Origin of the sequence: Bacteroides zoogleoformans, from assembly GCF_002998435.1 — a bacterium.
GTDB classification, from domain to species: Bacteria; Bacteroidota; Bacteroidia; order Bacteroidales; family Bacteroidaceae; genus Bacteroides; species Bacteroides zoogleoformans.
In genome coordinates, this window is sequence record NZ_CP027231.1 from 2,969,028 (window position 1) to 2,990,277 (window position 21,250).

Here is a 21,250-nt window from a genome sequence, read left to right on the forward strand (position 1 = left end):
AGGTCAAATTAAAACAAGGCGCATGGCACGTGGAAGGAACAAGTCGCTCATTTCCCTTCGGGACGAGAAGCTGCTCCGTCGGTATTACTACTGGACGGAGGTGCAGCGCCTGCGCTTCGACGACGCCCTGAAGATACTCTCGCGCGACGAGTTCTTCCTCTCCGAGGATCGCATCATGGCCATTATCCGCGCCAACTGCCACAAGCTGGACGACATCGACGTGCGCCCCGTGCCCAAGGTGCGCAAGCCGCGCCTCTCGGCCTCGCAGCTCTCGCTTTTTACCGGCGACTGACCACGCCGGGCGTGTCGGCCACCGTCAGCTCATACTCCGTTTCGTACACCTTTATGCCTCCCGGCAGGCTGTAGTCGCGGCTCTTGCGGCGCACCAGCGCTCCGCACCCGAACAGCGGCTTCCTGCCCTGCAGCAGCCGGTGCAGCCGTGTGCGCATCTGCTGGCGGCGTGCGGTCTCCTCCTCGGTGCCGCTGCCGTGGTGCGTGTCGTGGTAGCAGTCTACGGCCAGCCGGGTGATGACGGTGGCCGTCCCGCGCTGCGCCCCTCCTGCCAGCTCCGTCCATGCCACCTCGGGCACGGCCAGCAGCACGCAGGGAAACGTCACCGGGTAGTGGTCTTCCTGCGTCTCCAGTTGCCCGTAGTCCTCGTCCGTCAGTCTCAGTTCGGGCATGCCCTCGGCAATGACCCGCTGTAAAACGTTGAATAACTTTTCCATATCCTTTTTTTCTAATGTCTGATGTATAATCGCTAATCACTTATCACTTATCACTAACCGCTAATCACCCTCCTCGTCTCCTCTACGATTTTCTCCGCAATCCGTTCGCCAAGTTCCCTGCTTTGTCCGATGAACCGCCGTTGCGGGATGCGGGCCCGGATGTCGAGTTTCGCCTTGCGTGTCAGCGCCAGCTTCTTCCACCGCATGGCTTCGGCGGGCACGTCGGCCTCTTTCTTTCCCCCTCCGCCGGCCTCGAAGAACTTGGCCCAGGCGAAGCGTCGCATGCGGGGTGTCACGGTGGGATGCGTCTCGATGGTTCCTCCCTCGTTGTGTATACGGGAGTAGGGCAGGTCGCTGACGATGGTGACGCGTGCCCGTCCCGGCACATCGCGCACGCTGCGCATCAGGTGTGTGCGGCCGCTCAGCAAGGGGCCGTAGCGCGAGGCGGCCGATTTTCCTCCGGACTGCTGCCTGCGGGTAGCCGGCCAGGGCGTGAGTCCACCGTCCACGAATCCCCCCTTGCGGAAGTTGTCCTGAAAATGCCGCTTGGCGATTGCCCCCACCTTGACGGGCAGGATGTCGTTGTAGAGCCGTTCCAGCTCCTTCTCCTTCCGCATGGCGTATTGATGGAATTCTTCGATGGTCATAAAAATAAATGGTGCAAATGGTTGTTTATTAAATAAATGGTTGTATCTTTGCATTCACAGAAAGGGAATTGATTAGCGTATAAGTCTAGATGGGATTCGCCCATTATCGCATCGTTTGTCAATTCTCTTTTTTGTGTTTCAAGGCGTACGGCTTTTCGAAACCTTTCTTATAGACTTCACAGTTTAACTCCCATAGTGTGCCGCCAATGCGTACATCGTAGTAGTTATACCCTACCACACCCCTGTCTCGTTTCTTGTTCAAGTTCTTCTTTATCGTCTCAGGGTCTCCTTTTTTACCTTCACCAAGAGCTGCACTGTGTGTATATACACGTTTTGCCATATTACTAATGAGCTCGGATATAAGCATCTTGTCTTCAGGCGTTTTAAAATGGTCTACTACATCTTTCAAAGAACCCCGGCTCACGTTGAGCCGATGAGTATTCGGGTCTGCCGTAGCCTTCAATGAATACCCTTTTTCGGGCACGTTCTCGCTTATCCATTCATACGCCTTTTTAGTGGCTGTTTTCAGAGCATCTTTCTTTGTCTCGCAGGTTATTGCCTTCTCTCCCTTTACCCTTTCTGCCATAAACTTCTCCACCGCCTTCCTCGCCCCCTTATAGGCATGCGCCACGTATGGGTGCGTGTCGCTGAATAACTTCGCGTCCGTGCCCGGGTTGTTGTCCAATCCCGGCGCGGGCCTGTTCTGCGGGGTGGTTTTCGGAATTTCGTACCCCGGCGTAGGGGGGATCGTCCGTGGCCTCGAGCGAGCAGTGGCAGTTCCAGCGGTCGCCCGGGCGGTGCGCATTCCAGAAGGGATGCTCCACGGGCAGAGTTAATTCAATGCTCCAGAACTGCTTGTGCACGATGTCGGGCGTGGCACTGGTGGTTGGCAGCCACCGCAGGTTGGGCAGGATGTGGGCCTGTTCCATGTACCTGCGCCAGTCCGCCGCCTGATGGGCGCGGATGACGGCGGTGTCGTATTCGGTGCGCAGCCACCGCTCCACCTGGTGGTCGAGCATGGGGCGCACGTCCCCGGCGAAGCGCTCGAACGGCTTCAGTTGCCCGTCCTCATCCGTCAGTTGCGCGGCGATGTCGTTCTGCAGGCGGTGCATCTTGAAGGCGGAGAACACGGCGGCATTGTGGCGCAGCTCGTGGTAGAAGCCCTCGTTCGCGGCCCCCGGCGCAGGGGAACTCTCCATACGTTTCTTTTAAAAAAGCCGCGAACTCCTTGGAGTAGCACGTTCCCTCTGCAACAAGACTTAAAGGACGGCAGAAACTCACGCCGTCCTTGCGATTAAGCCATCGGCGACGACGTATGTGAAGCAAAAGCTTATGGTCACGGATAGGGAAATCTGTTATCGTGGTAGGATCAAGGAATCCCTTACTCTCGATATCAGTGTCGCACCTATAAGAAGCAGGATAAATCTCATCCAGACTTATCTCTATCAAAGTAGTACTCTGATGGACCTTGACTACCTCAAAATAATCAAGGATTTGGGAGGGAAGCATCAGTCTGGCAAGTTCTCTTTACGCGAGTTCGGGATAAGGATTTATAATAATTTTCCTCTCTCATCGAGCCATACCGGTTTGGGCGACCGTATTATGGTCGCCTAAACCGGTCGCGCACTAATATTACTTCCAAAGGACAAGTTTCCCATCCGTTGGTGCAATATCAAAGTTAAAGTTGACTTCCGGCTTTACAGCAAAGAAACAATATGCTCCAATCGCGGACAACAAGTTGATCAAGAAATTATGCACGCTGCGGTGGCGAGTATGTACGAGTTGTGCCACATTTTTCAACATATCATTGAGGGATTCGATAATGCTTCGTTTACGCAGCATCAGTTTGTCATAAAGGGGTATGAGCCGTTGTTTCATGTTTGAGCGAAGACCTGTAACAATATGTATTCCGTCATTAAACAGCTTTCCGAAAAGAGTCTGCGAGATATACCCCTTGTCAGCGTATGGTTTGCCGAGCACCTTGTCCGTCCGCGAGCCGATTACGTTTTCGTTACGGTCGTCCGCATTGGCTTTGGTCAAGACAAAGTTGATGATCTCACCTTTCTCGTTACACAACAAATGAAGTTTAAAGCCGATATGCCATCCCATGGTACTTTTCCCTTTTTCTGCAATGCCCTTGAACACTTTCATGGAATACTCTCTCTTGTTGTGGATCACAGGAATGCAGGTACTGTCAATGAAGCTGATGCCTGAGCATTCTCCGAAACAGGACAATTTAAGGAACATGCTCATAGCGACAAAACATCTTGGCATAATCTCGACAAAACGGTTGTATGAGAAAGTCTTTGGAAAGAGATGTTTCCAATGCCGGCATACACATCCGAGATAGTAATGCTTAAAGTTACGGAATGAATTGAAGTGAAAACAAAATCAGTATGGTGATGACCTCAGCATCCGACATCATGCGCTTTCGTTTGCGTTTGGGGGCGTCGGGAGTGGATGGAAGTGCATTTTTAGCCATCTCTGCTTCAAATTCTTTGCAAAAATCATCTGCAATACATGCAATACAGAAAATTTCAGAAACTTTACTTTCGGTAATCATGATAGGGTATTTGTTGTTTTTCACCTCTAAAATACTAATTATCATAGATATTACCAAAAAAATCGGCAGCCTTATCAAACTGCCGATTTTTTTTTTTGCAAAGGCATGGCTTATCCCGAACTCGCGTTATAAGGTAAAACAGCTTTCTTTTGAGAGAAATACTACATGATTCTTGCGGCTTTGAAGTCCGCTTAAAATAGTTTGTAACTCTCATTACATGGTTTGACTGATAAAGGAACTTGCGGCTCGCTTCGTTGATGTCCGCTGTGGAAAGTTTGTTTTACCATAGGATTTTGGCTCAGGTTTTCTTAGCCATATCAGACAGTATCAGTAATACAAAAAGAGAGGCGTGTAACTGCCTACCCAAGTAGCATTACTGCGTACCGTCAGGATGCTTATCGCTGGTAGGTTGCTCCTCAGCAGAGCCTACTTCCTCTTAACATCCTGATACAAAGATATAATACAAAAGTTAATTATTAATGAATTATCCAACTTTGTTTGGATTTTAAATGGAAAGCATCATGAGGAGGTTTTGTTATATAGAAGATAATACTTATCGGGAGTTGACTTCACAGATTTCCGCGATGTGGGGTTATCCTAATCTCTTCTTTCTCAAATCCTTTCCTTCGAATCTGCATATCGCCTCAATCCATTCATCTGCCAATGGTTTGGAGGCATGTTCAGTAATGTCAAAAGCCACCATGACAGAAGTACATACACATTTTACTTCGGCAGTTGCCGTATCGATGACCCGTTGTACAAGATGGAAACTTTTGGTGCCGATTTCCGTAACCGCAGTTTGCACGGCAATGCGATCGGAAGCATATATCTGTGAAAGGAAATCGACTTCGATGTGCACAACGACAATTCCGTCTTTCTCCCAATCCACCTCCGGGCATACGGAGGCAAAATATTCAGTCTTTCCTAAGTCGTAGAAAGAGAAATAAACAGTGTTGTTTACGTGTCCGAACTTATCGACATCATTGAAGCGCAGTTGTATGGGCAGGGTGTGGTTAAATTCTATTTCTTCCATTGTTTTCTCTTAAACTTTGTTTATTATCACAGCAAAAATACTACTTTTGCGTGTCAATCTGCGAGTTTATGCATCAAGAAATGATAGAAGACATAAAAAAAGCCTGCCGGGTGATGAACGAAGGCGGGGTGATTTTGTATCCCACCGATACCATTTGGGGGATAGGGTGCGACGCTACCAATGAGGAAGCGGTGCGCCGTGTATATGAAATCAAGCAACGCTCTGACAGCAAGGCGATGCTGGTATTGGTCGATTCTTCGGTGAAGGTGGACTTTTATGTGCAGGATGTGCCGGAGATTGCTTGGGACTTGATTGAAATGGCCGACAAACCTCTGACCGTTATCTATTCGGGGGCACGTAATTTAGCTCCGAATCTGTTGGCGGAAGATGGCAGTGTAGGCATACGGGTGACAAACGAGGAGTTTTCGAAGAGACTTTGTCAACAATTCCGTAAGGCGATTGTATCTACCTCTGCCAATATCAGCGGTCAGCCCTCGCCGGGCAATTTCAGCGAAATCAGTGAAGAGATAAAATCGGCAGTCGATTATATCGTGGAATGCCGCAGGGAAGAGACAGGGCGTCCGAAACCTTCCGGTATCATCAAGCTGGAGAAAGGCGGAGTCATTAAAATTATTCGCGAATAAAAAAGGGGCGTGATGGCGGGAGAAAAGAGAAGTCTGTTGCAGCGTTTCATTATATGGCGCGAAAAGAAGATAAAAGAGAAACAGTTTATCCTGATACTGAGTTTTCTGGTCGGTATCTGTACGGCACTTGCTGCATTGATACTGAAGATGCTGATACACTGGATACAGGATTTCCTGACAGACAACTTCAACGTAACGGAGGCCAATTATCTTTATCTGGTTTATCCGGTGGTGGGCATTTTCCTTGCAGGTTTGTTTGTGCGTCGTGTCGTGAAGGATGATATCAGCCACGGGGTCACTAAGATTCTGTATGCCATTTCGCGTCGGCAGGGGCGCATCAAACCGCATAATACGTGGTCGTCCATCATTGCCAGTTCCATAACCATCGGTTTCGGCGGTTCGGTAGGAGCGGAGGCGCCGATTGTGCTGACGGGGTCGGCCATCGGTTCAAATCTGGGCAGCATGTTCAAGATGGAGCATCGCACGCTGATGCTTTTGGTGGGTTGTGGCGCTGCCGGTGCCGTTGCCGGCATTTTCAAGGCGCCTATTGCCGGATTGGTGTTTACGTTGGAGGTTTTGATGATAGACCTGACGATGTCTTCTTTGCTTCCGTTGCTGATTTCCGCAGTGACGGCGGCCACTGTTTCTTATATCATGACGGGCACGGACGCTATGTTTAAATTCCATCTGGACCAGCCTTTCGAGCTGGAACGTATTCCGTACGTCATCATGTTGGGCATTTTCTGCGGATTGGTGTCGCTTTATTTCACCCGTGCCATGAGTTCCGTAGAAGGAATATTCGGCAAGTTGAAGACGCCCTACAGTAAACTGGCAGTGGGGGGGGCGATGCTGAGTGTGCTCATATTCCTTTTTCCGCCCCTCTATGGCGAAGGTTACGACACGATAGAGTTGCTGCTGAACGGTACCGACAATGCCCAGTGGGATACGGTGATGAACAACTCCTTTTTCTATGGCAGCGGAAGCTTGTTGTTGCTCTATCTGATGCTGATTATCCTGTTCAAGGTATTCGCTTCGAGTGCAACGAACGGTGGCGGTGGCTGCGGCGGTATCTTCGCACCTTCGCTCTATTTGGGATGTATCGCCGGTTTTGTATTTTCGCATTTCAGCAATGAGTTTGAGATAACCGCTTTTCTGCCCGAAAAGAATTTTGCCTTGATGGGCATGGCGGGGGTGATGAGTGGTGTGATGCATGCTCCACTGACGGGTGTCTTCCTGATTGCCGAGCTCACGGGAGGTTATGACCTCTTTCTGCCTTTGCTGATTGTTTCGGTCAGCTCCTACCTCACTATTATCATGTTCGAGCCTCACAGCCTGTACTCCATGCGCTTGGCCAAAAAAGGCGAGTTGCTGACACACCACAAGGACAAGGCGGTACTAACGTTGATGAAGATGGAGAATGTGGTGGAGAAGGATTTTGTACCCGTACGTCCCGATATGGATTTGGGTGAGATGGTGAAGGCCATTTCTGCTTCTCACCGCAATATCTTTCCGGTGGTCGATAAAGAAGGCGTGTTGTTGGGCATTGTTTCGCTGGATGCCATTCGCAACATCATGTTCCGTCAGGAGCTTTACCATCGTTTTACGGTAGGCAGGTTCATGACCTCCACGCCTGCCCGCCTCTATGATACGGACAGCATGGAGCAGGTGATGCGTACGTTCGATGATACCGGGGCATGGAACTTGCCGGTAGTGGATGCGGGCGGCAAATATCTGGGCTTTGTGTCCAAGTCGAAGATATTCAATTCGTATCGTGAGGTGTTGGTGCATTTCTCGGAAGATTAAAGACTTATAGGCTTTGAATGAAATGATGAAGAAAGAAGACTTACGAATAGTTTATATGGGTACTCCCGATTTTGCAGTGGAGGCTCTTCGCTGTTTGGTGAAAGGCGGCTACAATGTAGTGGGTGTCGTTACGATGCCGGACAAGCCGGCCGGGCGCGGACATAAGATTCAATATTCGCCTGTGAAGCAGTATGCGCTGGAACATGGGCTTCCGCTTCTTCAGCCGGAGAAGTTGAAGGATGAGGGCTTTGTAGAGGCGTTGCGCAGTTGGAAAGCCGATTTGCAAATCGTTGTGGCTTTCCGCATGTTGCCCGAAGTGGTGTGGAACATGCCCCGGCTCGGAACTTTCAACCTGCATGCTTCCTTGCTGCCGCAGTATCGGGGTGCGGCTCCCATCAATTGGGCGGTCATCAATGGAGATACGGAGACGGGCATCACCACTTTCTTCCTGAAACACGAAATAGATACGGGCGAGGTTATACAGCAAGTGCGCGTACCCATTGCCGATACGGATGATGTGGGCATTATCCATGATAAGCTGATGCTGCTGGGAGGACGTTTGGTGACAGAAACGGTGGATGCCATTCTTGACGGCACGGTGAGAACTATTCCGCAGGAGGAGATGGCGGTTGTCGGTGAACTGCGTCCGGCACCGAAGATTTTCAAAGAGACTTGCCGGATTGACTGGAACCGGCCTGTGAAACGTATCTATGATTTCGTGCGCGGCCTTTCTCCCTATCCGGCGGCATGGACGGAGTTGCACCGGCCCGATGGGGAGGCAGTTGCAGTAAAGGTATTTGAAACGGAAAAGCTTGAAACCCGCCATACGCTCTCTCCCGGCACGTTGCTGACGGATGGCAAGACTTATATCCGGGTTGCCGCCACAGACGGCTTTATCGGCATTCGCTCTCTTCAGCTTCCGGGCAAGAAACGTTTGGACACTGATGAACTGTTGCGCGGCTTTCGGCTGACGGAAGGGTGCAGGATGCAATAGATGCACATTTGTAAGCCCACACTTTAGCATTTGCAAGCCCACACCTTAGCAGTCGCAAGCCCACACTTCAGCAGGCATAAGCTTGCACTTTAAGGGAGGTAAGCCCACACTTTAAGGATGATAAGCCCGCACATAAGAAAAGACCGGATGTGAGGGTAGAATGAAGCGCTCGTCGGCATGCCGGGTCTACCCCCGTTTTACACTCCTACAAGCGGAGGCTTGCGGTTGTACAAGTGAGAGGCGTTACTTGTACAAGTGTAAGATGCTGATTATCAATGGTCCGGAAAGAAGTGTTTCTTCTTATTTCCTCATCTTGTATCCGTGATGTTTTCTCCTCAAATCCTCTTCTTGAACAACTGTTATTGCTTCTTTTTTATTGCGTAATCTTGAATCCGGCTTTTTGCAAATCATTCCAGTAAGCCGGATATGACTTGGATACCACTTGCGGCTCGTCAATCTCTATCCGGGGCATAGTGAGGCAGGCGGGAGCAAATGCCATTGCCATCCGGTGGTCTTCATAGGTGGCTATGACAGGATTTTCTTCGGCCGGACAGCGTTCACCGTTCCACGACAAGATGCTGTCTTGCTCAGAATGCACCGCATAACCCAGCTTGCGCAGTTCGACGATAAGCGCATTGATGCGGTCTGTCTCCTTGATTTTAAGACTTTGCAGTCCGGTGAAGCGGAAAGGTATGTTCATCAGGCAGCAGGTGACGACGAAAGTCTGTGCCAAATCCGGGATGTCTATCAGGTTTTCTTCGAGACGGGCTACTGAAGGTTCGGTCTTGGTCAGCCTTACCCCTCGTTCTGTATATTCCGTTCGGACGCCGAGGCGGGCAAAGAGCTCTGCACCGCGACTGTCTCCCTGATAGCTGTGTGGAAGAAGTCCCGGCAGTTCCACTTCGGGATTCGTTGCTCCTCCATTCTTTGTGCTTGGAGAGAGGGCCATTATCTGATACCAATAGGAAGCGGCACTCCAATCGCTTTCCACAGTGAACGGCACGTCACGATAGTCGCCGGGATGAACGGTGATGCTGCTTTCGCTCGTCCAATCGGCCTGTGCACCGAAGTCGCGCATCAGTTGCAACGTCAGGTTGATGTAGGGGCGGGAGATGATGTCGCCTGTCAAATGCAGGCGTAATCCTTTGGGAAGTACGGCGCCTATCATCAGCAGGGCGGAGATGTATTGGGAACTGACATTACCGGCAAGAGAGAGTTCTTCGCCTTTCAATTCCGTTCCCGTGATGCGCAGTGGCGGAAAGCCGTCGTTGCCGACATATTCTATTTGTGCGCCGAGTTGGCGTAAGGCATCCACCAATAGGCGGATGGGGCGTTGCTGCATGCGCGGTGTGCCTGTGATGATGCGGCTTCCCGGCGTCACGCTGAGATAAGCGGTGAGAAAGCGCATGGCAGTTCCGGCAGCAAGTATGTCGATGTGTTCGGGGGCATCTTCCAAAGCACGTACCATTACTTGCGTATCGTCGCAATCGCTCAGATTGCAGGGTGTGATGTTGCCATGGGCAAGAGCGTGCAGAATGAGTGCCCGATTACTGATACTTTTGGATGCCGGCAGTTGTATGTCGGCATGCAATGCGGCGGGGGCGGAAACGATATATTGCATGGTTGTATTTAGTTGAGTTTATAGCAGAACCTCCCAAAACCGTCGGGGCAGGCAGATGTTGGTAATCTCTATGGCCTCTTTAAACAGTGGGGCAATCTCGGCCGGTGTGAATCCGGCAATGCCGCAGCCTATTTCCGTGACGAGGAAAGTCTTTTCGGGATGCATTTCGGCAAACTTGATGAATTCGTCCACATAGGGTTTGATGTCTTCCGGGCCGCCGTGCATGGTAGGGATGCCGTAAGTCTGTCCCTGCAACCCGCTGCCTTGTCCCCAAACGGCGCCCCATTTGCGCCATGCAAGCAGTGCGGCACCTCCGCCGTGCTCCCCGGCAAGGTTACTGCCGAAGACAAAGATTTCTCCGGGTTTTAATTCGGTGATTCGGTCGGATGTTGTTCTTGCTTCCATATTGCTTTCGTTTTTTGGATTGGCCGGCACAAAGATAAGCAGAAATCTGCCAATCTCTATTTTCTTTTGTATTTTTGCAGTGTCAAAAAGAGGTGCAACCGCGTTTGACGCTTGTAGATTGTTTTTGGAATGAAATGCTTATGGAAATAGATTTAACCACTCCCGCATTGTTGTTTTCGGCCATATCTTTGATTATGCTGGCATATACCAACCGTTTTCTTTCATACGCCCAATTGGTGCGTACTTTGAAGGAACAGTATATGGAAAACCGTTCGTCAGTGAAGGCCGCTCAGATTGCCAATTTGCGGAAACGCCTTTATCTGACACGCGCCATGCAGGTGACGGGCATCGGCAGCCTGTTGCTGTGCGTGGTGAGCATGTTCTTTATTTATATTCAGTTGCATCTTGTTTCCGTCTATATCTTCGGCTTGGCGTTGTTGTTGCTGATAATCTCTCTCACCATTTCCATCTACGAGATTTATATCTCCGTCAAAGCATTGGAATTACATCTCAACGACATGTATAAGAGGGATTGACACATTCCGTAATAGACGACAGTTTTGCCTATAAACACGCTAACACGTTCCATCAGTATGAACGAGTGAACCTCAGGTGATAATGTTCTGCACCGGAAGTTCCGATTCTCCCCATTCTATCATTGCATTGAAAAGCCGGATGGTGGAGAAGGCCGGGAGGTCTTCGCATCTAAGCTCCTTTTCTGCAAGAATACCTTTGTTCAACAGTGAAGCCCGTTTTGTGCCTTTCAATAGCGGTTGCCGGGGCGTGTACCAATGAGTACCGTCGAAAAGAGCGATGTTGGCAATGGATGTGTCTGTCAGTAGTCCGCGCTTCACTATCAGGATGTCGTCGCATGTTCCCCGCTCGGAAAAAAGATGATTCAATGTCTCGCGTCGGGCACTTTTGTAGGTATAGTCCACCGTGTCGCAATGAATCAATGCCAGAGATTGTATGCGGCGCAGCAGATAGGGGGTATAGTCTGTCTCCTCGATTCCGTTTTCGCCGTACACCACACGTGCCTTGACAATTCCGGATACTGCGGGAGGTTGTAAATAATCTGCCAATTGTATAGGCCGGCTTGCCGGCCAGAAGTGTATGCGGGTGGCATTCAATCTCCGGTCGTGGTAGGAGAGGTTGCAGGCCTCTCCGTTGCAGATGCGTATGGTTTCAATAAATCGGCACATATATTTTCTGTTTCACTTCGTTGTATTCGCTTTCCCATCGGCTTTTGGCGGTGATGCCTCCTCCTGCTTTAAAATAGAGTTGCTCTTCGTTTTCCTGTTCGATGAAGCGTATCATGACAGCGCTGTCCAGTTTCCCGTCTGCATAATATCCCATGATGCCTGTATAGAAATTCCGCTCGAAGTCTTCCGCCTCCGCAATGATTTGCATGGTTTTGGGCTTGGGAGCACCGGTGATGGAACCGGCCGGCAACAGGCGGAAAAGGATATCTCCGATGTGTTCCTTGTAGTCGGAAGGCAATGTTCCGCAGATTTCGGAACTGGTTTGCAGAATAGGCCCTTTATTGGTTTGCAGGCGGTCGATGTAGCGGTAAGAGGTCACTCTGACGTGGTCTGAAACCATACTCAGGTCGTTGCGTATCAGGTCTACGATGGTGGCGTGTTCGGCAGCCTCCTTGACATCCTGCATCAGCGTCTGCTCGGCGTCCGGCAGCGTGGCGTCTATCGTTCCTTTCATCGGGAAAGATTTGATTTCTCCGGCTTCGATACGGATAAATATTTCAGGGGAGAAACAGACGAACTTGTCCTTCAGCCACAGCTTGTATAATGCCCTTGAATGCAGGAAAATCTCTTTCAGTGTCAGGTTGGTGTTTATGGGAATTCTGCATGTCAGGTTTGTCAGGTAACTGTTGCCTGCCAGCAGATTCTGTTTCACAATGTCGAAAGCATGCCTGTATTCGGCAGGAGAGGGAGGAATATATTGCCAGTCTACTGTTCCGTCATATCGGGGAATATCTGCGGCGATATTTCCTTTTCCCCTGAAGAGGTAAAGACAAGAGGAGGCGTCTATCTTGTCCGCCTCCTCGATGTACGAGTGTTCCTGCTTGTAGTCTATGATAAAGAGGAAGGGCGTTCCGGCCTTTGCCAGCACGTTCATCTTCTCTATGGCTTCTTTTCTACCGTATGACTTCATTGCTTGTTGTCAATCTCTTTCAGCAACTCTTCCACTGCTGTTTTCAGTTGCGTGTCTTCTCCTCTCACGATTGTTTCGGGTGAGTTGGCCACTTTGATATCCGGTTCCAGTTGCAGGTTTTCCAGATACCTGCCGTCCGGCAGACGGTAGCCAACAATGGGAATGCCGAAAACCAACGACGGGTCTTGCAGTGTTTCCCACGATACGCTGGTCATGGTGCCCGGCACCGGCATGCCTACCAGTTTGCCTAACTTCTGATGACTGTAAACCCACGGTGTGCCGTGTGCATTGGAGTAATTGGCTTCGCATGTCAGCATAATGGATGGCTTGTTCCAGCGACGGCTGGGCATGTCGCAGGCCTCACGGCCGCGAACCACTTGAGTGAAATATTGTTTACCGCTGAACAGTATCTCTATGTCTTCGTGCAGACGTCCGCCACCGTTGAAGCGTGTGTCTACGACAATACCTTCACGGTTGTTATATTTCCCCAAGATGTCAGAATAAATAGAACGGAAGCTGCCGTCGCCCATCGACTCGATATGTACGTAGCCCAAACGTCCGCCTGACCATCTGTCCACATCTGCCGCACGCTGTTTCACCCAACGGGCATAAAGCAGATCGCCGGCTGCTCCGTTGCTGATGGGTATTACCACTTCGTCCCAGCGTTCTCCGTTCTGCGAGTTGTACAATGATACGAGCGTCTTTTTCTTGGTCTTGTTGTTGAGCAGTGTGTAATAATCCATTTCAGGGGTTATCTCCACGCCGTCTATTTTTTCGATGACCGTGCCGGCTTTCACTTTGGTATTTGCCGTGTCGAACGGTCCTTTTTCCATCACTTCGGCGATGCGCATGCCTTGTTCCCGATAACTCCAGTCGAAGAGCAAGCCCAAGCTGGCGGTCGGCTCGGTTTGTCCTTTAGGGCGGAAGCGTCCTCCGGTGTGCGATACGTTTAATTCGCCCAGCCATTCGCTCAGCAATTCGGCAAAGTCGTAGTTGTTATTTATATGGGGTAGGAACTTGCGATAGGTTGCTGTCATGGCATCCCAATCCACTCCGTGCATGTTTGTGTTGTAGAAACGCTTTTGCTGCTGCTTGTATACATGGTCGAACATGTATTCTCGTTCGGCAGCCAAGTCCATCTTCACATTAGCTTGATAGGTGATTGTTTTCAATGCGTCCGAAGATACATCCATCTTTTGCATGCCTTTGCTACCCAGCAGGAAAAGGGTCTTCCCCTCTTTATCCAGTTCCATAGAGGCCCATCCGGCATCCATCTTATGGAGCAGTTTGGTCTCTTTCTTACGCAGGTCCATTTTCCAAAGGTCGTATCCTTTCTCAAAAGACGACAGATAATAAAGAGTTTCGCCGTCTTGCGAGATGATGGCGCTGCCCATGTTCGAAGAATTGGGAGTGAGACGTATGATACGGTCTTCGATGTTCGTCAGCTCTACGACAATGTCTTTTACCTTTTCTTTTTTCTCCTCTTTGTCATCTGTGGTTTTGCCGTCTTTCTTTTGGTCTTTTGCCTTACTTGCTTCCTTTTCTTTTTTCTCTTTCTTTTGTTCTTTCTCCAACTCTTTGCGGAGTTCGTAGTCTTCTTTGCTCAAGCAATATTTGTCGTAGGCATCCTTGTTAAGGAATACGAGCATGGCATCATCTTGCGCCCCCCACGAGGCATGGGCGCGCATACCGTAACGCTCGGTGGTGAAGAGAATGGCATTGCCTTCGAGTACAAAGCGAGGTGAGCCGCTTGTATAGCCACTATTGGTCAGGTTGATGATATTGCTTCCTCCCTGTGCACTGACAAGGCCGATGTCTGAGTACGGGTCGTGTTTGTTTCCGATAAATTCAAGCGTGAACCATTTGCCGTCGGGCGACCAACAGTAATCGAAACCACCTCCGGTGTTGTACCACGTAGAACCATCGGTGATTTGGCGTACTCTCTTAGTCTCCAGATTGATTACCATCAAACGGTTGCGGTCTTCAATGAAAGCCAGTTCCTTGCCATCGGACGAGAATTGAGGATAGGCACGCTCTATGGTGGAGGAGGGGAGTAATGCCTCTTCTTTAATTAAGGTTGCATTAGGGAAATTGGGATCTTCTTTGCGTGTAATCTTGGCAAGGTAGAGCTGCCAGTTGCCGTCACGCTCGCTGGCATAGGCCAGTGTGCGGTTATCCGGTGCAAAGGTCAGTCCGGCTTCGCGTGCCGGGGTATGGGTAATCTGTTTCGTCGTGGCATATTCGGTAGCTGTTACGAACACTTCTCCACGTACGATGAAGGCTACTTGCTTTCCGTCGGGCGAGACAATGGCGGAAGTAGCTCCGTCGGAGAACTTCAGGTTGTCCAACTGTGGTTGGTCATCGCGCACAATCTCTATGTCGACTTTCTGCGGAGCGGATTCGTTTCGCTGGGTATAGATTTCACCATCGTAGCCATAACATAAAGTGCCGTCGTTGCTCATGGACAGGAAACGTACGGGATGGGTCTTGAAAGAGGTTACCTCTTTGACCGATTGCGGTTGTGCGAGCGGAAATGAATAGACATTGAAAGAACCGCCGTTGCGCTCGCTCAGGAAGTAGACGTTTTGTCCGTCGGGCGACAATACCGGATTACGGTCTTCTCCTTCCCGTCGGGTGAGGTTGGTGTGCTTTCCCGTTTGGGTGTCATACATCCAAATGTCGCGAGTGATAGAGGAAGTATGATGTTTTCTCCATTCGTTTTCAGAACCTTTTTTATCTTGGTAGAAGAGTTGTTTGCCGGACTTGTCGAAGCAGACAGCTTCGGCAGGAGTGCCCAGCACCTGTTCGGTACGTCCTCCTGCCACCGGCACTTTATAAAGTTCCGTCATGGTGGAAGAAGGGAAAAGGGCACTGCTTGCAGGGTCTTGGATGGATGCGGAAAACAAAATGTACCGGCCGTCGGGAGTGAAAGCTGAAGGCAGTTCACCGGCAGAATTTGTAGTCAGTCGTCGGGCAGCTCCTCCATTGGCCGGCATCACAAAAACGTCGAAATTACCGTACCGGTCGCAGGCAAAAGCTATCTGCTTTCCGTCGGGCGACCAAACAGGGTTGCATTCGTACGTCTCTCGTGTGGTGAGTTGTGTGGCGGTTCCACCTTTGGCAGACACCTTGTAAATGTCTCCTTTATAGCAGAATACGATTTCTGTCCCATCCGGAGAGATTTGAGCGTCGCGCATCCAAAGAGGAGTGACGGCATGGCCGGCTATCGCCGTAAAACCCAATGCAATGGTTGCAAGAATTTTCTTCATAATTAACGTGAGTTCGACGAATTATAAGTGTCTATAAATTTGGTGATTAGCGAAATTTGTTGTAACTTTATAGTAGTGAAATACAAAGAATTACAACTAAAAATCGCTATGATCACCGAGAGCAAAATTACAGAAATATTTTGTATGGCAAACGACTTCTGCAAGTTTTTTGATACAATGATGGCAAAATACACGCTAAAACCGCTCAAGAAGAGAAAATATCATCGTGACAGCACGATGTCAAAGGCGGAAATCATGCTTATCATGAGTCTCTTCCACGACTCCGGCTACCGCTGTCTGAAACATTTCTATCTTGAAAAGGTGTGCAGGCATCTGCGCCATCTGTTTCCCGAAGTTGTATCGTACAACCGTTTCGTGGAATTGGAAAGAGAAGTTGCCATTCCTCTTGCACTGTTCATCAAGAAAGTACTGCGTGGGGAAATGTACTGGTATCAGCTTCGTTGATAGCACTCCCCTGCGTGTCTGCAGGAATCAGCGTATCCATATCCATAAGGTGTTCAAAGGTATAGCGCAAAGGGGAAAATGCTCCATGGGCTGGTTCTTCGGATTTAAATTGCATCTGATTTGCAATGAGAAGGGAGAGCTGCTCAACTTCATGATAACACCCGGTGACATTGATGACCGCAAGCCTTTGGAATACAAGGACTTTGTGAAATTCATATACGGCAAGTTGGTTGGGGATAAGGGATATATAAGCAAGAGGCTCTTCCAAAGGCTGTTCGTGGACGGAATACAGCTTATTACCAAGTTGAAAAGCAACATGAAGGGTGCGCTGATGAGCGTTTCCGACAAACTGCTGCTCAGGAAGAGGGCTATCATTGAGACTGTGAACGATGAACTCAAGAACATTGCGCAAGTGGAACACTCCGGACATAGATGCTTTGAGAATTTCATCGTCAATTTATTGGGGGCTATTGCCGCATACTGCTTGTTTCCAAAGAAGCCGTGCATCAATGTAAAAAGAACATTTGATACGCAGCTTGCGTTATTATGAATTCGTTGAACTCACGTTATTTAATAATAGCAAAAAAGAAACACTTTGGCTGTCCGAGTGGCAGCACCATGAAACATCTGAGGGAGTTCGTAACTTCAGTACCTGAATACCGTAGAACCGGGAAAGGCAATTTCAAGCATAAACTTGAAGACATACTTATGCTTGTCATATTGGGCAGTCTCAGCAAGTGTATCCCCAGAGCCGAGATAATCGGGTTTGGCAAACGATATTTGAAACGCTTTCACTCAATGGGTATCCTGGTGGGCGGCTTGCCGTCAGAGGCCACGCTATGTCGTGTGTTCAAAAGCATAGATGATGAAGCGATGGCTTGTCGTATGTCCGCGTTCGTCGATTCCTTCCGCAAGGAACTCCCCAACAAGGAGGCTGAGATTATTTGTGTGGACGGTAAAGCCATGAGAGGCACCGTGCATGAAAACGGACGTAATCCGGATATAGTATCAGCCTATTCACTCAATTCCGGGATTACTCTCGCTACGGATGCATGCGAGAAGAAGAGCAACGAGATTAAATCGGTTCCCAGATTACTGGATAAAATAGAGATCTCCGGCTGCATCGTCACCGCTGATGCAATGTCTTTCCAGAAATCAATCATAGACAAGATCAGGGAAAAGGGAGGAGACTTTGTCATCGAGCTTAAAGCAAACCAAAAATCCCTGCGTTACGTACTTGAGGATAAAATCAAGGCTCATCCGACATTTCGAGTGATACGGCAGTCGTGTAGTGCATAAAGCCTAAGCTCAAAGTATCGTTCATCCCTGAATCCGTACGCATTCCTTTTCATTACTTTTATCTTATTGTTGATGCCCTCCACTTTGCCGGTAGAGATATGGCAGTCGTACCATGCGAGTATTCCCGTTCGATGCGCCATAATGGTTGCAGCCATTTTCATCAGCTGTGGCACTTTGCTCTCTTTAGCCTGGTTTACCCAATCCAGCATTACTTTCTCCGCCTCTTCCTTGTTGATCTGTGTCCAAAATTCCCGGAGCTGCTCCTTGAGGTAATATGCCTGCGAGAGAGGCTTGTTCATGTCCAGAGCATTGTCAAGCCTCGTTTTATATTCCTTGTCAAAGATGTCCTCACCATTGCTTAACAGGAGGTATCTCGTGCCTTTGAGGACCTTCCGCTTATTGATATCCTTTTCCATGTTGTACTGTACTCTGCGTATGTCATCCAGCTTTTCGTTCATGAGCTTGACCACGTGGAAATGGTCAAAAACATGAAGCGCATTGGGACAATGTTCATATACGGACGAAATGAATGCCGCAGAAAGGTCTGTGGTAACATACTTGATGTCAATGCCTTTTCGCTTTACCCTTTTCCAAAAGCCGTTCAAGGCATCAGCTCCTTTGCCTTCGCCAACATATATGATACGTCCGCTCCTCAGGTCGACAACTATTGTCTTGTATATGTGCCCTCTTCTTACGGCGAACTCGTCTATGCCGATACAATCCACACCCTCCAACGAAGGAGGGGTGTAATGGTATTCCAAATACCGGCTATGTATGTCTTTGATGGTGTCCCATGTTACTCCCAACAGGTTGGCCGCATCTTTCAAAGTCATTGCCTTTAACAATCCGACCACGTACCTTGCGAAACGGTGGGTGTAGCTGCAATTGCCTGTGGCGAAGGGGATATTCTCTTGGCGGTCGTAATCACAATCCTTGTTCTTACACTTGTAGCGTTGTACTTTCATGCGGACTATCACCTTTTTGCCGCCAACAGGAAGACCGATAAAGTCACGCATACGGTAACCATTCTTCACCAAATGGCGGCATCCGCACTTGGGACACTCATTTTGACGTTCTTTTGCTTCAACATGCAGAATAATTGTATTACCTTTGTATTCCTCACGGGTGCATTTGTGATTGTATAGCCCCCACGCATGATATAGAAAACTGCTGTTCATAAATGTACATTTGTTTGTGGTTATTCAAATATACAATTTGTTCAGCGGTTTTCTTCTTTAACATACCATCACTCGAAATGTCGGAAGAGCCAAAATCAAGACAGCCACACCGTCAGATGTTTACACGGAAGGCCCCAGTCTTGAGCATGGCAGGATTGAATCGAGAATCTGTCGCATATACCGTGGGGAAGGACTTATCGCAGACCGGGAGAAATGGAACGGAAGGCTGACTGTCATAGAGATGCTTAACAAGTGCGGAAAAGAAATCCGGCGGTCACTGTGCGTCCGAACAGAGACTTTACATCTCAAGCCTTGACGGTACAGCCAAACAATTAGGCCTGATAACCAGGCAACTCTGGTCGATTGAGAGTATGCACTGGGACTTGGACTACAACCTACGGCAGGACAGCATAAAGCGTAAAACCGGAAGAGCGGCCAGAACCCTTGATACAATCCAGAGAATGGTGTTGGCAATATTGGCTATCTGGAAAAACAAAAGGAAGAAAGTCGCTGACAAAATCAAAGGAACGGCTGAAATCGTCAGAGAATTATCGCTAAACTTAACCAAAGTGCTACATCTTTTAGCTCAAAAATGAAATAAATTTAGTTTTGAAATATACATAACAGATTGATTATCAATAATCATATTTGCACCCACATCATACAGATATGGGTAAGGGGGATTATGCACATAAATCAAAGTTTAAATGAAAAAGCCGTGTAGATGTGGTTTATTATGACAGGAAAAGGCGGAAAATATGTGAAGAGATACACCGTCAGTTCTCTAATGATCAATCCGGTTTCAAATTGATGCGTAAGTGGTTTAAAGAGTGCGGAATGAAGAGCGCGGAATTGGTCATAGGACTTGAGAATACAGGGATTTACAGTCTTGATCTGTGTCTTAGCCTGGAATCTGCAGGTATTGACTATTGCCGTTTCAACCCTCTTCATTTGAAACGCTCTTTTGGTCTGACACGTGGCAAGAATGACAAGGTGGATGCCTGGCGTATCGCTTATTATTGCTACCTTCACCGGGAAGAATTGGCGTATTGCAAAATGTCGGCCGGTACAATCATGCGGTTACAGGAACTCTCATCCGAAAGGAGAAGGCATGTCAAACATATGGCTGAGTACAAAGCTTATCTGACAGACCGAAAAGCAAGGGTGGGAGACAACACCCAAAAACGTACCGCCAAGGTTTTGGAATATGAACAAGTGCTTGTGGAGGAAATAGAAAAAGAAATGGAGAATATTACTCGTTGGTTGAATTAAATTAAAGCGTATTTAACTTGTCCGATAGGCTTATGATTTATAAGATTGAAATACTGCAACATGGTGAAAGCAGCGACTTTGGCAGCCATTCTGGTAAAAAAGCCTTGTGGTTGCTTGGCATAAGTTGCGTATCATCATCAGATGGTCATTGAGTTGGGAGAATACCGTCTCAATTCTCTTCCTGTACCTTTTGTAAGGCCACAGCGGAGGTCTCCAGTTCTTCTGGTTCAGCCTGTAAGGGACCTCAAGGGTGATGTTTGCCGATGTAAACAAGTCCTGATGCATGGGAGCGCTCAAATACCCCTTGTCCCCAAGTATCATACAGTCATGGTATTCCCACTGAATGTCTTTCAGGTAGTGGATGTCATGCACGTTTGCTGCGGTCATGTCATAGGAATGTATGCCCCCCGTTGTGCCGCAAAGAGCATGGAGTTTGTAGCCGTAGTAGTGCATTCCTTGCGAGGCGCAATAGCCCCAGGATGGCGCATGGTCTATATCCGTCTTGCCCATGGCACATCTTTTGGCACGTGCGTTCTGGCACACCTTGACAGGCTTGGAATCAATGCAGAACACAAACTCTCCGCCGTCAAGGGCCTTGGCTATGGCCTTTCGAATGTTCTCGCCAAGCAGGCGGGTCAATTTCCTGCGCTGATTGAACTGCCGGCGGGTAATAAGGTTGGGAATGGCGTCAGGACACTCAATGCTCAGACGGGTAAAGAGATAGTTCTCGCTGTCGATACAGAATGCCTCAGCAGTGATGGAAAGTGCCACAACCTCCAGGTCGGAGAAAGTGGGAACAACACCACGGCGAGGAACATTTCCTCTCTTGTTTACTTGATTTCCTGCATATTGCTTGCAGATTTCAAGAACTTTTCGGAACTTTGCAATGAAGTTGTGCATGGCTATGATATTGTAACATAATGGATTTAACACTACTAAGTTACTAAAAAATCAACGACATGTGCAACTTTTTCATCATCAAAATCTTATAAAATCAATTCATCCAACAGGTAGAATATTATAAAAAACGAGCCTGACTTGAAGAGAAACTATGATTTATTACTTTCCGTCAAAGGTGTCGGAACGGTAAATGCCATTGCAATGATTAACATACCAATAACTTCGAATCCTTTGAAAACGCCAGGAAATATGCCTGC

General features: G+C 48.7%; 18 protein-coding genes and 4 pseudogenes. 8 read left to right on the forward strand and 14 right to left on the reverse strand.

The genetic code is table 11. The annotated features are described in order from the left end of the window. Window positions 1-22: 22 nt before the first annotated feature. Window positions 23-292 carry a transposase gene (locus C4H11_RS12360; protein ID WP_106042453.1) on the forward strand — a complete coding sequence of 90 codons (270 nt, stop codon included), beginning with the start codon at window positions 23-25 and terminating at the stop codon, window positions 290-292. On the opposite strand, the gene C4H11_RS12365 is transcribed toward C4H11_RS12360, so the two are convergent. The 7 genes and pseudogenes from C4H11_RS12365 to C4H11_RS12395 all read right to left on the reverse strand — a co-directional run bounded on the left by C4H11_RS12365 (window position 279) and on the right by C4H11_RS12395 (window position 4,971). After that, window positions 279-728, reverse strand: coding sequence for a hypothetical protein (locus tag C4H11_RS12365; RefSeq protein WP_106042455.1), 450 nt, complete (start codon window positions 726-728; stop codon window positions 279-281). The genes C4H11_RS12360 and C4H11_RS12365 overlap by 14 nt on opposite strands. Before the next feature lie 53 nt (window positions 729-781). Next, window positions 782-1,375, reverse strand: coding sequence for a phage virion morphogenesis protein (locus C4H11_RS12370; protein ID WP_106042457.1), 594 nt, complete (start codon window positions 1,373-1,375; stop codon window positions 782-784). Window positions 1,376-1,493: 118 nt separating this feature from the next. Beyond that, window positions 1,494-2,060 (reverse strand): hypothetical protein, encoded by a 567-nt coding sequence (locus C4H11_RS12375; RefSeq protein WP_129588313.1) that lies wholly within the window; start codon window positions 2,058-2,060, stop codon window positions 1,494-1,496. Continuing rightward, window positions 1,990-2,574, reverse strand: a complete 585-nt coding sequence (locus C4H11_RS12380) for a structural protein (protein WP_164996545.1) — start codon at window positions 2,572-2,574, stop codon at window positions 1,990-1,992. Before C4H11_RS12380 ends, C4H11_RS12375 begins: the two co-directional genes overlap by 71 nt. Beyond that, window positions 2,561-2,887 (reverse strand): annotated as a pseudogene (locus tag C4H11_RS14720) (ISAon1 family transposase N-terminal region protein); the annotation flags it as partial. The pseudogene C4H11_RS14720 and the gene C4H11_RS12380, both read right to left, overlap by 14 nt. Window positions 2,888-3,007: 120 nt before the next feature. Further along, a pseudogene (locus C4H11_RS12390) lies at window positions 3,008-3,893 on the reverse strand (IS982 family transposase). A gap of 637 nt (window positions 3,894-4,530) precedes the next feature. Further along, the gene (locus tag C4H11_RS12395) at window positions 4,531-4,971 is read right to left on the reverse strand and encodes an acyl-CoA thioesterase (protein ID WP_106042463.1); all 441 of its coding nucleotides are present in this window, start codon (window positions 4,969-4,971) and stop codon (window positions 4,531-4,533) included. Window positions 4,972-5,051: 80 nt separating this feature from the next. On the opposite strand from C4H11_RS12395, the gene C4H11_RS12400 reads away from it, so the two are divergent. Genes C4H11_RS12400 through fmt form a run of 3 tightly spaced genes read left to right on the forward strand, consistent with a single transcriptional unit; the run spans window position 5,052 to window position 8,412 of the window. Continuing rightward, window positions 5,052-5,615, forward strand: coding sequence for an L-threonylcarbamoyladenylate synthase (locus tag C4H11_RS12400; RefSeq protein WP_106043416.1), 564 nt, complete (start codon window positions 5,052-5,054; stop codon window positions 5,613-5,615). Window positions 5,616-5,627: 12 nt separating this feature from the next. After that, window positions 5,628-7,418: a chloride channel protein gene (locus C4H11_RS12405; protein ID WP_106042465.1), complete on the forward strand. Its 1,791-nt coding sequence runs from the start codon at window positions 5,628-5,630 to the stop codon at window positions 7,416-7,418. 22 nt (window positions 7,419-7,440) lie between these two features. Next, on the forward strand, window positions 7,441-8,412 hold the full coding sequence (gene fmt, locus C4H11_RS12410) for a methionyl-tRNA formyltransferase (protein ID WP_106042468.1): 972 nt from the start codon (window positions 7,441-7,443) through the stop codon (window positions 8,410-8,412). A gap of 373 nt (window positions 8,413-8,785) precedes the next feature. On the opposite strand, the gene C4H11_RS12415 is transcribed toward fmt, so the two are convergent. Together C4H11_RS12415 and C4H11_RS12420 are read right to left on the reverse strand one after the other, a co-directional pair. Continuing rightward, the gene (locus tag C4H11_RS12415) at window positions 8,786-10,033 is read right to left on the reverse strand and encodes a 3-phosphoshikimate 1-carboxyvinyltransferase (protein ID WP_106042470.1); all 1,248 of its coding nucleotides are present in this window, start codon (window positions 10,031-10,033) and stop codon (window positions 8,786-8,788) included. An 18-nt stretch (window positions 10,034-10,051) separates the two neighbouring features. Beyond that, the gene (locus C4H11_RS12420; protein ID WP_106042472.1) at window positions 10,052-10,438 is read right to left on the reverse strand and encodes an A1S_2505 family phage non-structural protein; all 387 of its coding nucleotides are present in this window, start codon (window positions 10,436-10,438) and stop codon (window positions 10,052-10,054) included. A 140-nt stretch (window positions 10,439-10,578) separates the two neighbouring features. On the opposite strand from C4H11_RS12420, the gene C4H11_RS12425 reads away from it, so the two are divergent. Next, a complete protein-coding gene (locus tag C4H11_RS12425; RefSeq protein ID WP_106043418.1) occupies window positions 10,579-10,974 on the forward strand; it encodes a DUF2721 domain-containing protein in 396 nt (131 codons plus the stop codon). Between the two features lie 72 nt (window positions 10,975-11,046). On the opposite strand, the gene C4H11_RS12430 is transcribed toward C4H11_RS12425, so the two are convergent. The 3 genes from C4H11_RS12430 to C4H11_RS12440 are packed head-to-tail and all read right to left on the reverse strand — an operon-like array spanning window position 11,047 to window position 15,879. Further along, window positions 11,047-11,640, reverse strand: a complete 594-nt coding sequence (locus C4H11_RS12430) for an aminotransferase class IV family protein (protein WP_106042474.1) — start codon at window positions 11,638-11,640, stop codon at window positions 11,047-11,049. After that, a complete protein-coding gene (locus C4H11_RS12435) occupies window positions 11,624-12,610 on the reverse strand; it encodes an aminodeoxychorismate synthase component I (protein WP_106042476.1) in 987 nt (328 codons plus the stop codon). Before C4H11_RS12435 ends, C4H11_RS12430 begins: the two co-directional genes overlap by 17 nt. Further along, window positions 12,607-15,879, reverse strand: coding sequence for a S41 family peptidase (locus C4H11_RS12440; RefSeq protein ID WP_106042480.1), 3,273 nt, complete (start codon window positions 15,877-15,879; stop codon window positions 12,607-12,609). Before C4H11_RS12440 ends, C4H11_RS12435 begins: the two co-directional genes overlap by 4 nt. A 108-nt stretch (window positions 15,880-15,987) precedes the next feature. Between C4H11_RS12440 and C4H11_RS12445 the strand changes: the two are divergent. Next, window positions 15,988-16,894 (forward strand): annotated as a pseudogene (locus C4H11_RS12445) (IS982 family transposase). A gap of 68 nt (window positions 16,895-16,962) precedes the next feature. Then, window positions 16,963-17,643 (forward strand): ISAs1 family transposase, encoded by a 681-nt coding sequence (locus C4H11_RS12450; protein ID WP_129588314.1) that lies wholly within the window; start codon window positions 16,963-16,965, stop codon window positions 17,641-17,643. Here the strand turns inward: C4H11_RS12450 and C4H11_RS12455 are convergent. Next, window positions 17,601-18,821, reverse strand: coding sequence for an ISL3 family transposase (locus C4H11_RS12455; protein WP_106040698.1), 1,221 nt, complete (start codon window positions 18,819-18,821; stop codon window positions 17,601-17,603). The genes C4H11_RS12450 and C4H11_RS12455 overlap by 43 nt on opposite strands. Before the next feature lie 726 nt (window positions 18,822-19,547). Between C4H11_RS12455 and C4H11_RS12465 the strand changes: the two genes are divergently transcribed. Continuing rightward, entirely contained in the window at window positions 19,548-20,093 is a 546-nt protein-coding gene (locus tag C4H11_RS12465; protein ID WP_106042483.1) for an IS110 family transposase, read from the forward strand. On the opposite strand, the pseudogene C4H11_RS12470 reads toward C4H11_RS12465, so the two are convergent. Continuing rightward, a pseudogene (locus tag C4H11_RS12470) lies at window positions 20,090-21,072 on the reverse strand (IS982 family transposase). The gene C4H11_RS12465 and the pseudogene C4H11_RS12470 overlap by 4 nt on opposite strands. Window positions 21,073-21,250 lie beyond the last annotated feature (178 nt).

Bases quoted from the DNA above. Each gene is read 5' to 3' on its own strand.
- C4H11_RS12360 (WP_106042453.1), top strand. From the start codon at position 23: ATGGCACGTGGAAGGAACAAGTCGCTCATTTCCCTTCGGGACGAGAAG.
- C4H11_RS12365 (WP_106042455.1), bottom strand. From the start codon at position 728: ATGGAAAAGTTATTCAACGTTTTACAGCGGGTCATTGCCGAGGGCATG.
- C4H11_RS12370 (WP_106042457.1), bottom strand. From the start codon at position 1,375: ATGACCATCGAAGAATTCCATCAATACGCCATGCGGAAGGAGAAGGAG.
- C4H11_RS12380 (WP_164996545.1), bottom strand. From the start codon at position 2,574: ATGGAGAGTTCCCCTGCGCCGGGGGCCGCGAACGAGGGCTTCTACCAC.
- C4H11_RS12395 (WP_106042463.1), bottom strand. From the start codon at position 4,971: ATGGAAGAAATAGAATTTAACCACACCCTGCCCATACAACTGCGCTTC.
- C4H11_RS12400 (WP_106043416.1), top strand. From the start codon at position 5,052: ATGATAGAAGACATAAAAAAAGCCTGCCGGGTGATGAACGAAGGCGGG.
- C4H11_RS12405 (WP_106042465.1), top strand. From the start codon at position 5,628: ATGGCGGGAGAAAAGAGAAGTCTGTTGCAGCGTTTCATTATATGGCGC.
- fmt (WP_106042468.1), top strand. From the start codon at position 7,441: ATGATGAAGAAAGAAGACTTACGAATAGTTTATATGGGTACTCCCGAT.
- C4H11_RS12415 (WP_106042470.1), bottom strand. From the start codon at position 10,033: ATGCAATATATCGTTTCCGCCCCCGCCGCATTGCATGCCGACATACAA.
- C4H11_RS12420 (WP_106042472.1), bottom strand. From the start codon at position 10,438: ATGGAAGCAAGAACAACATCCGACCGAATCACCGAATTAAAACCCGGA.
- C4H11_RS12425 (WP_106043418.1), top strand. From the start codon at position 10,579: ATGGAAATAGATTTAACCACTCCCGCATTGTTGTTTTCGGCCATATCT.
- C4H11_RS12430 (WP_106042474.1), bottom strand. From the start codon at position 11,640: ATGTGCCGATTTATTGAAACCATACGCATCTGCAACGGAGAGGCCTGC.
- C4H11_RS12435 (WP_106042476.1), bottom strand. From the start codon at position 12,610: ATGAAGTCATACGGTAGAAAAGAAGCCATAGAGAAGATGAACGTGCTG.
- C4H11_RS12440 (WP_106042480.1), bottom strand. From the start codon at position 15,879: ATGAAGAAAATTCTTGCAACCATTGCATTGGGTTTTACGGCGATAGCC.
- C4H11_RS12450 (WP_129588314.1), top strand. From the start codon at position 16,963: ATGAAACATCTGAGGGAGTTCGTAACTTCAGTACCTGAATACCGTAGA.
- C4H11_RS12455 (WP_106040698.1), bottom strand. From the start codon at position 18,821: ATGAACAGCAGTTTTCTATATCATGCGTGGGGGCTATACAATCACAAA.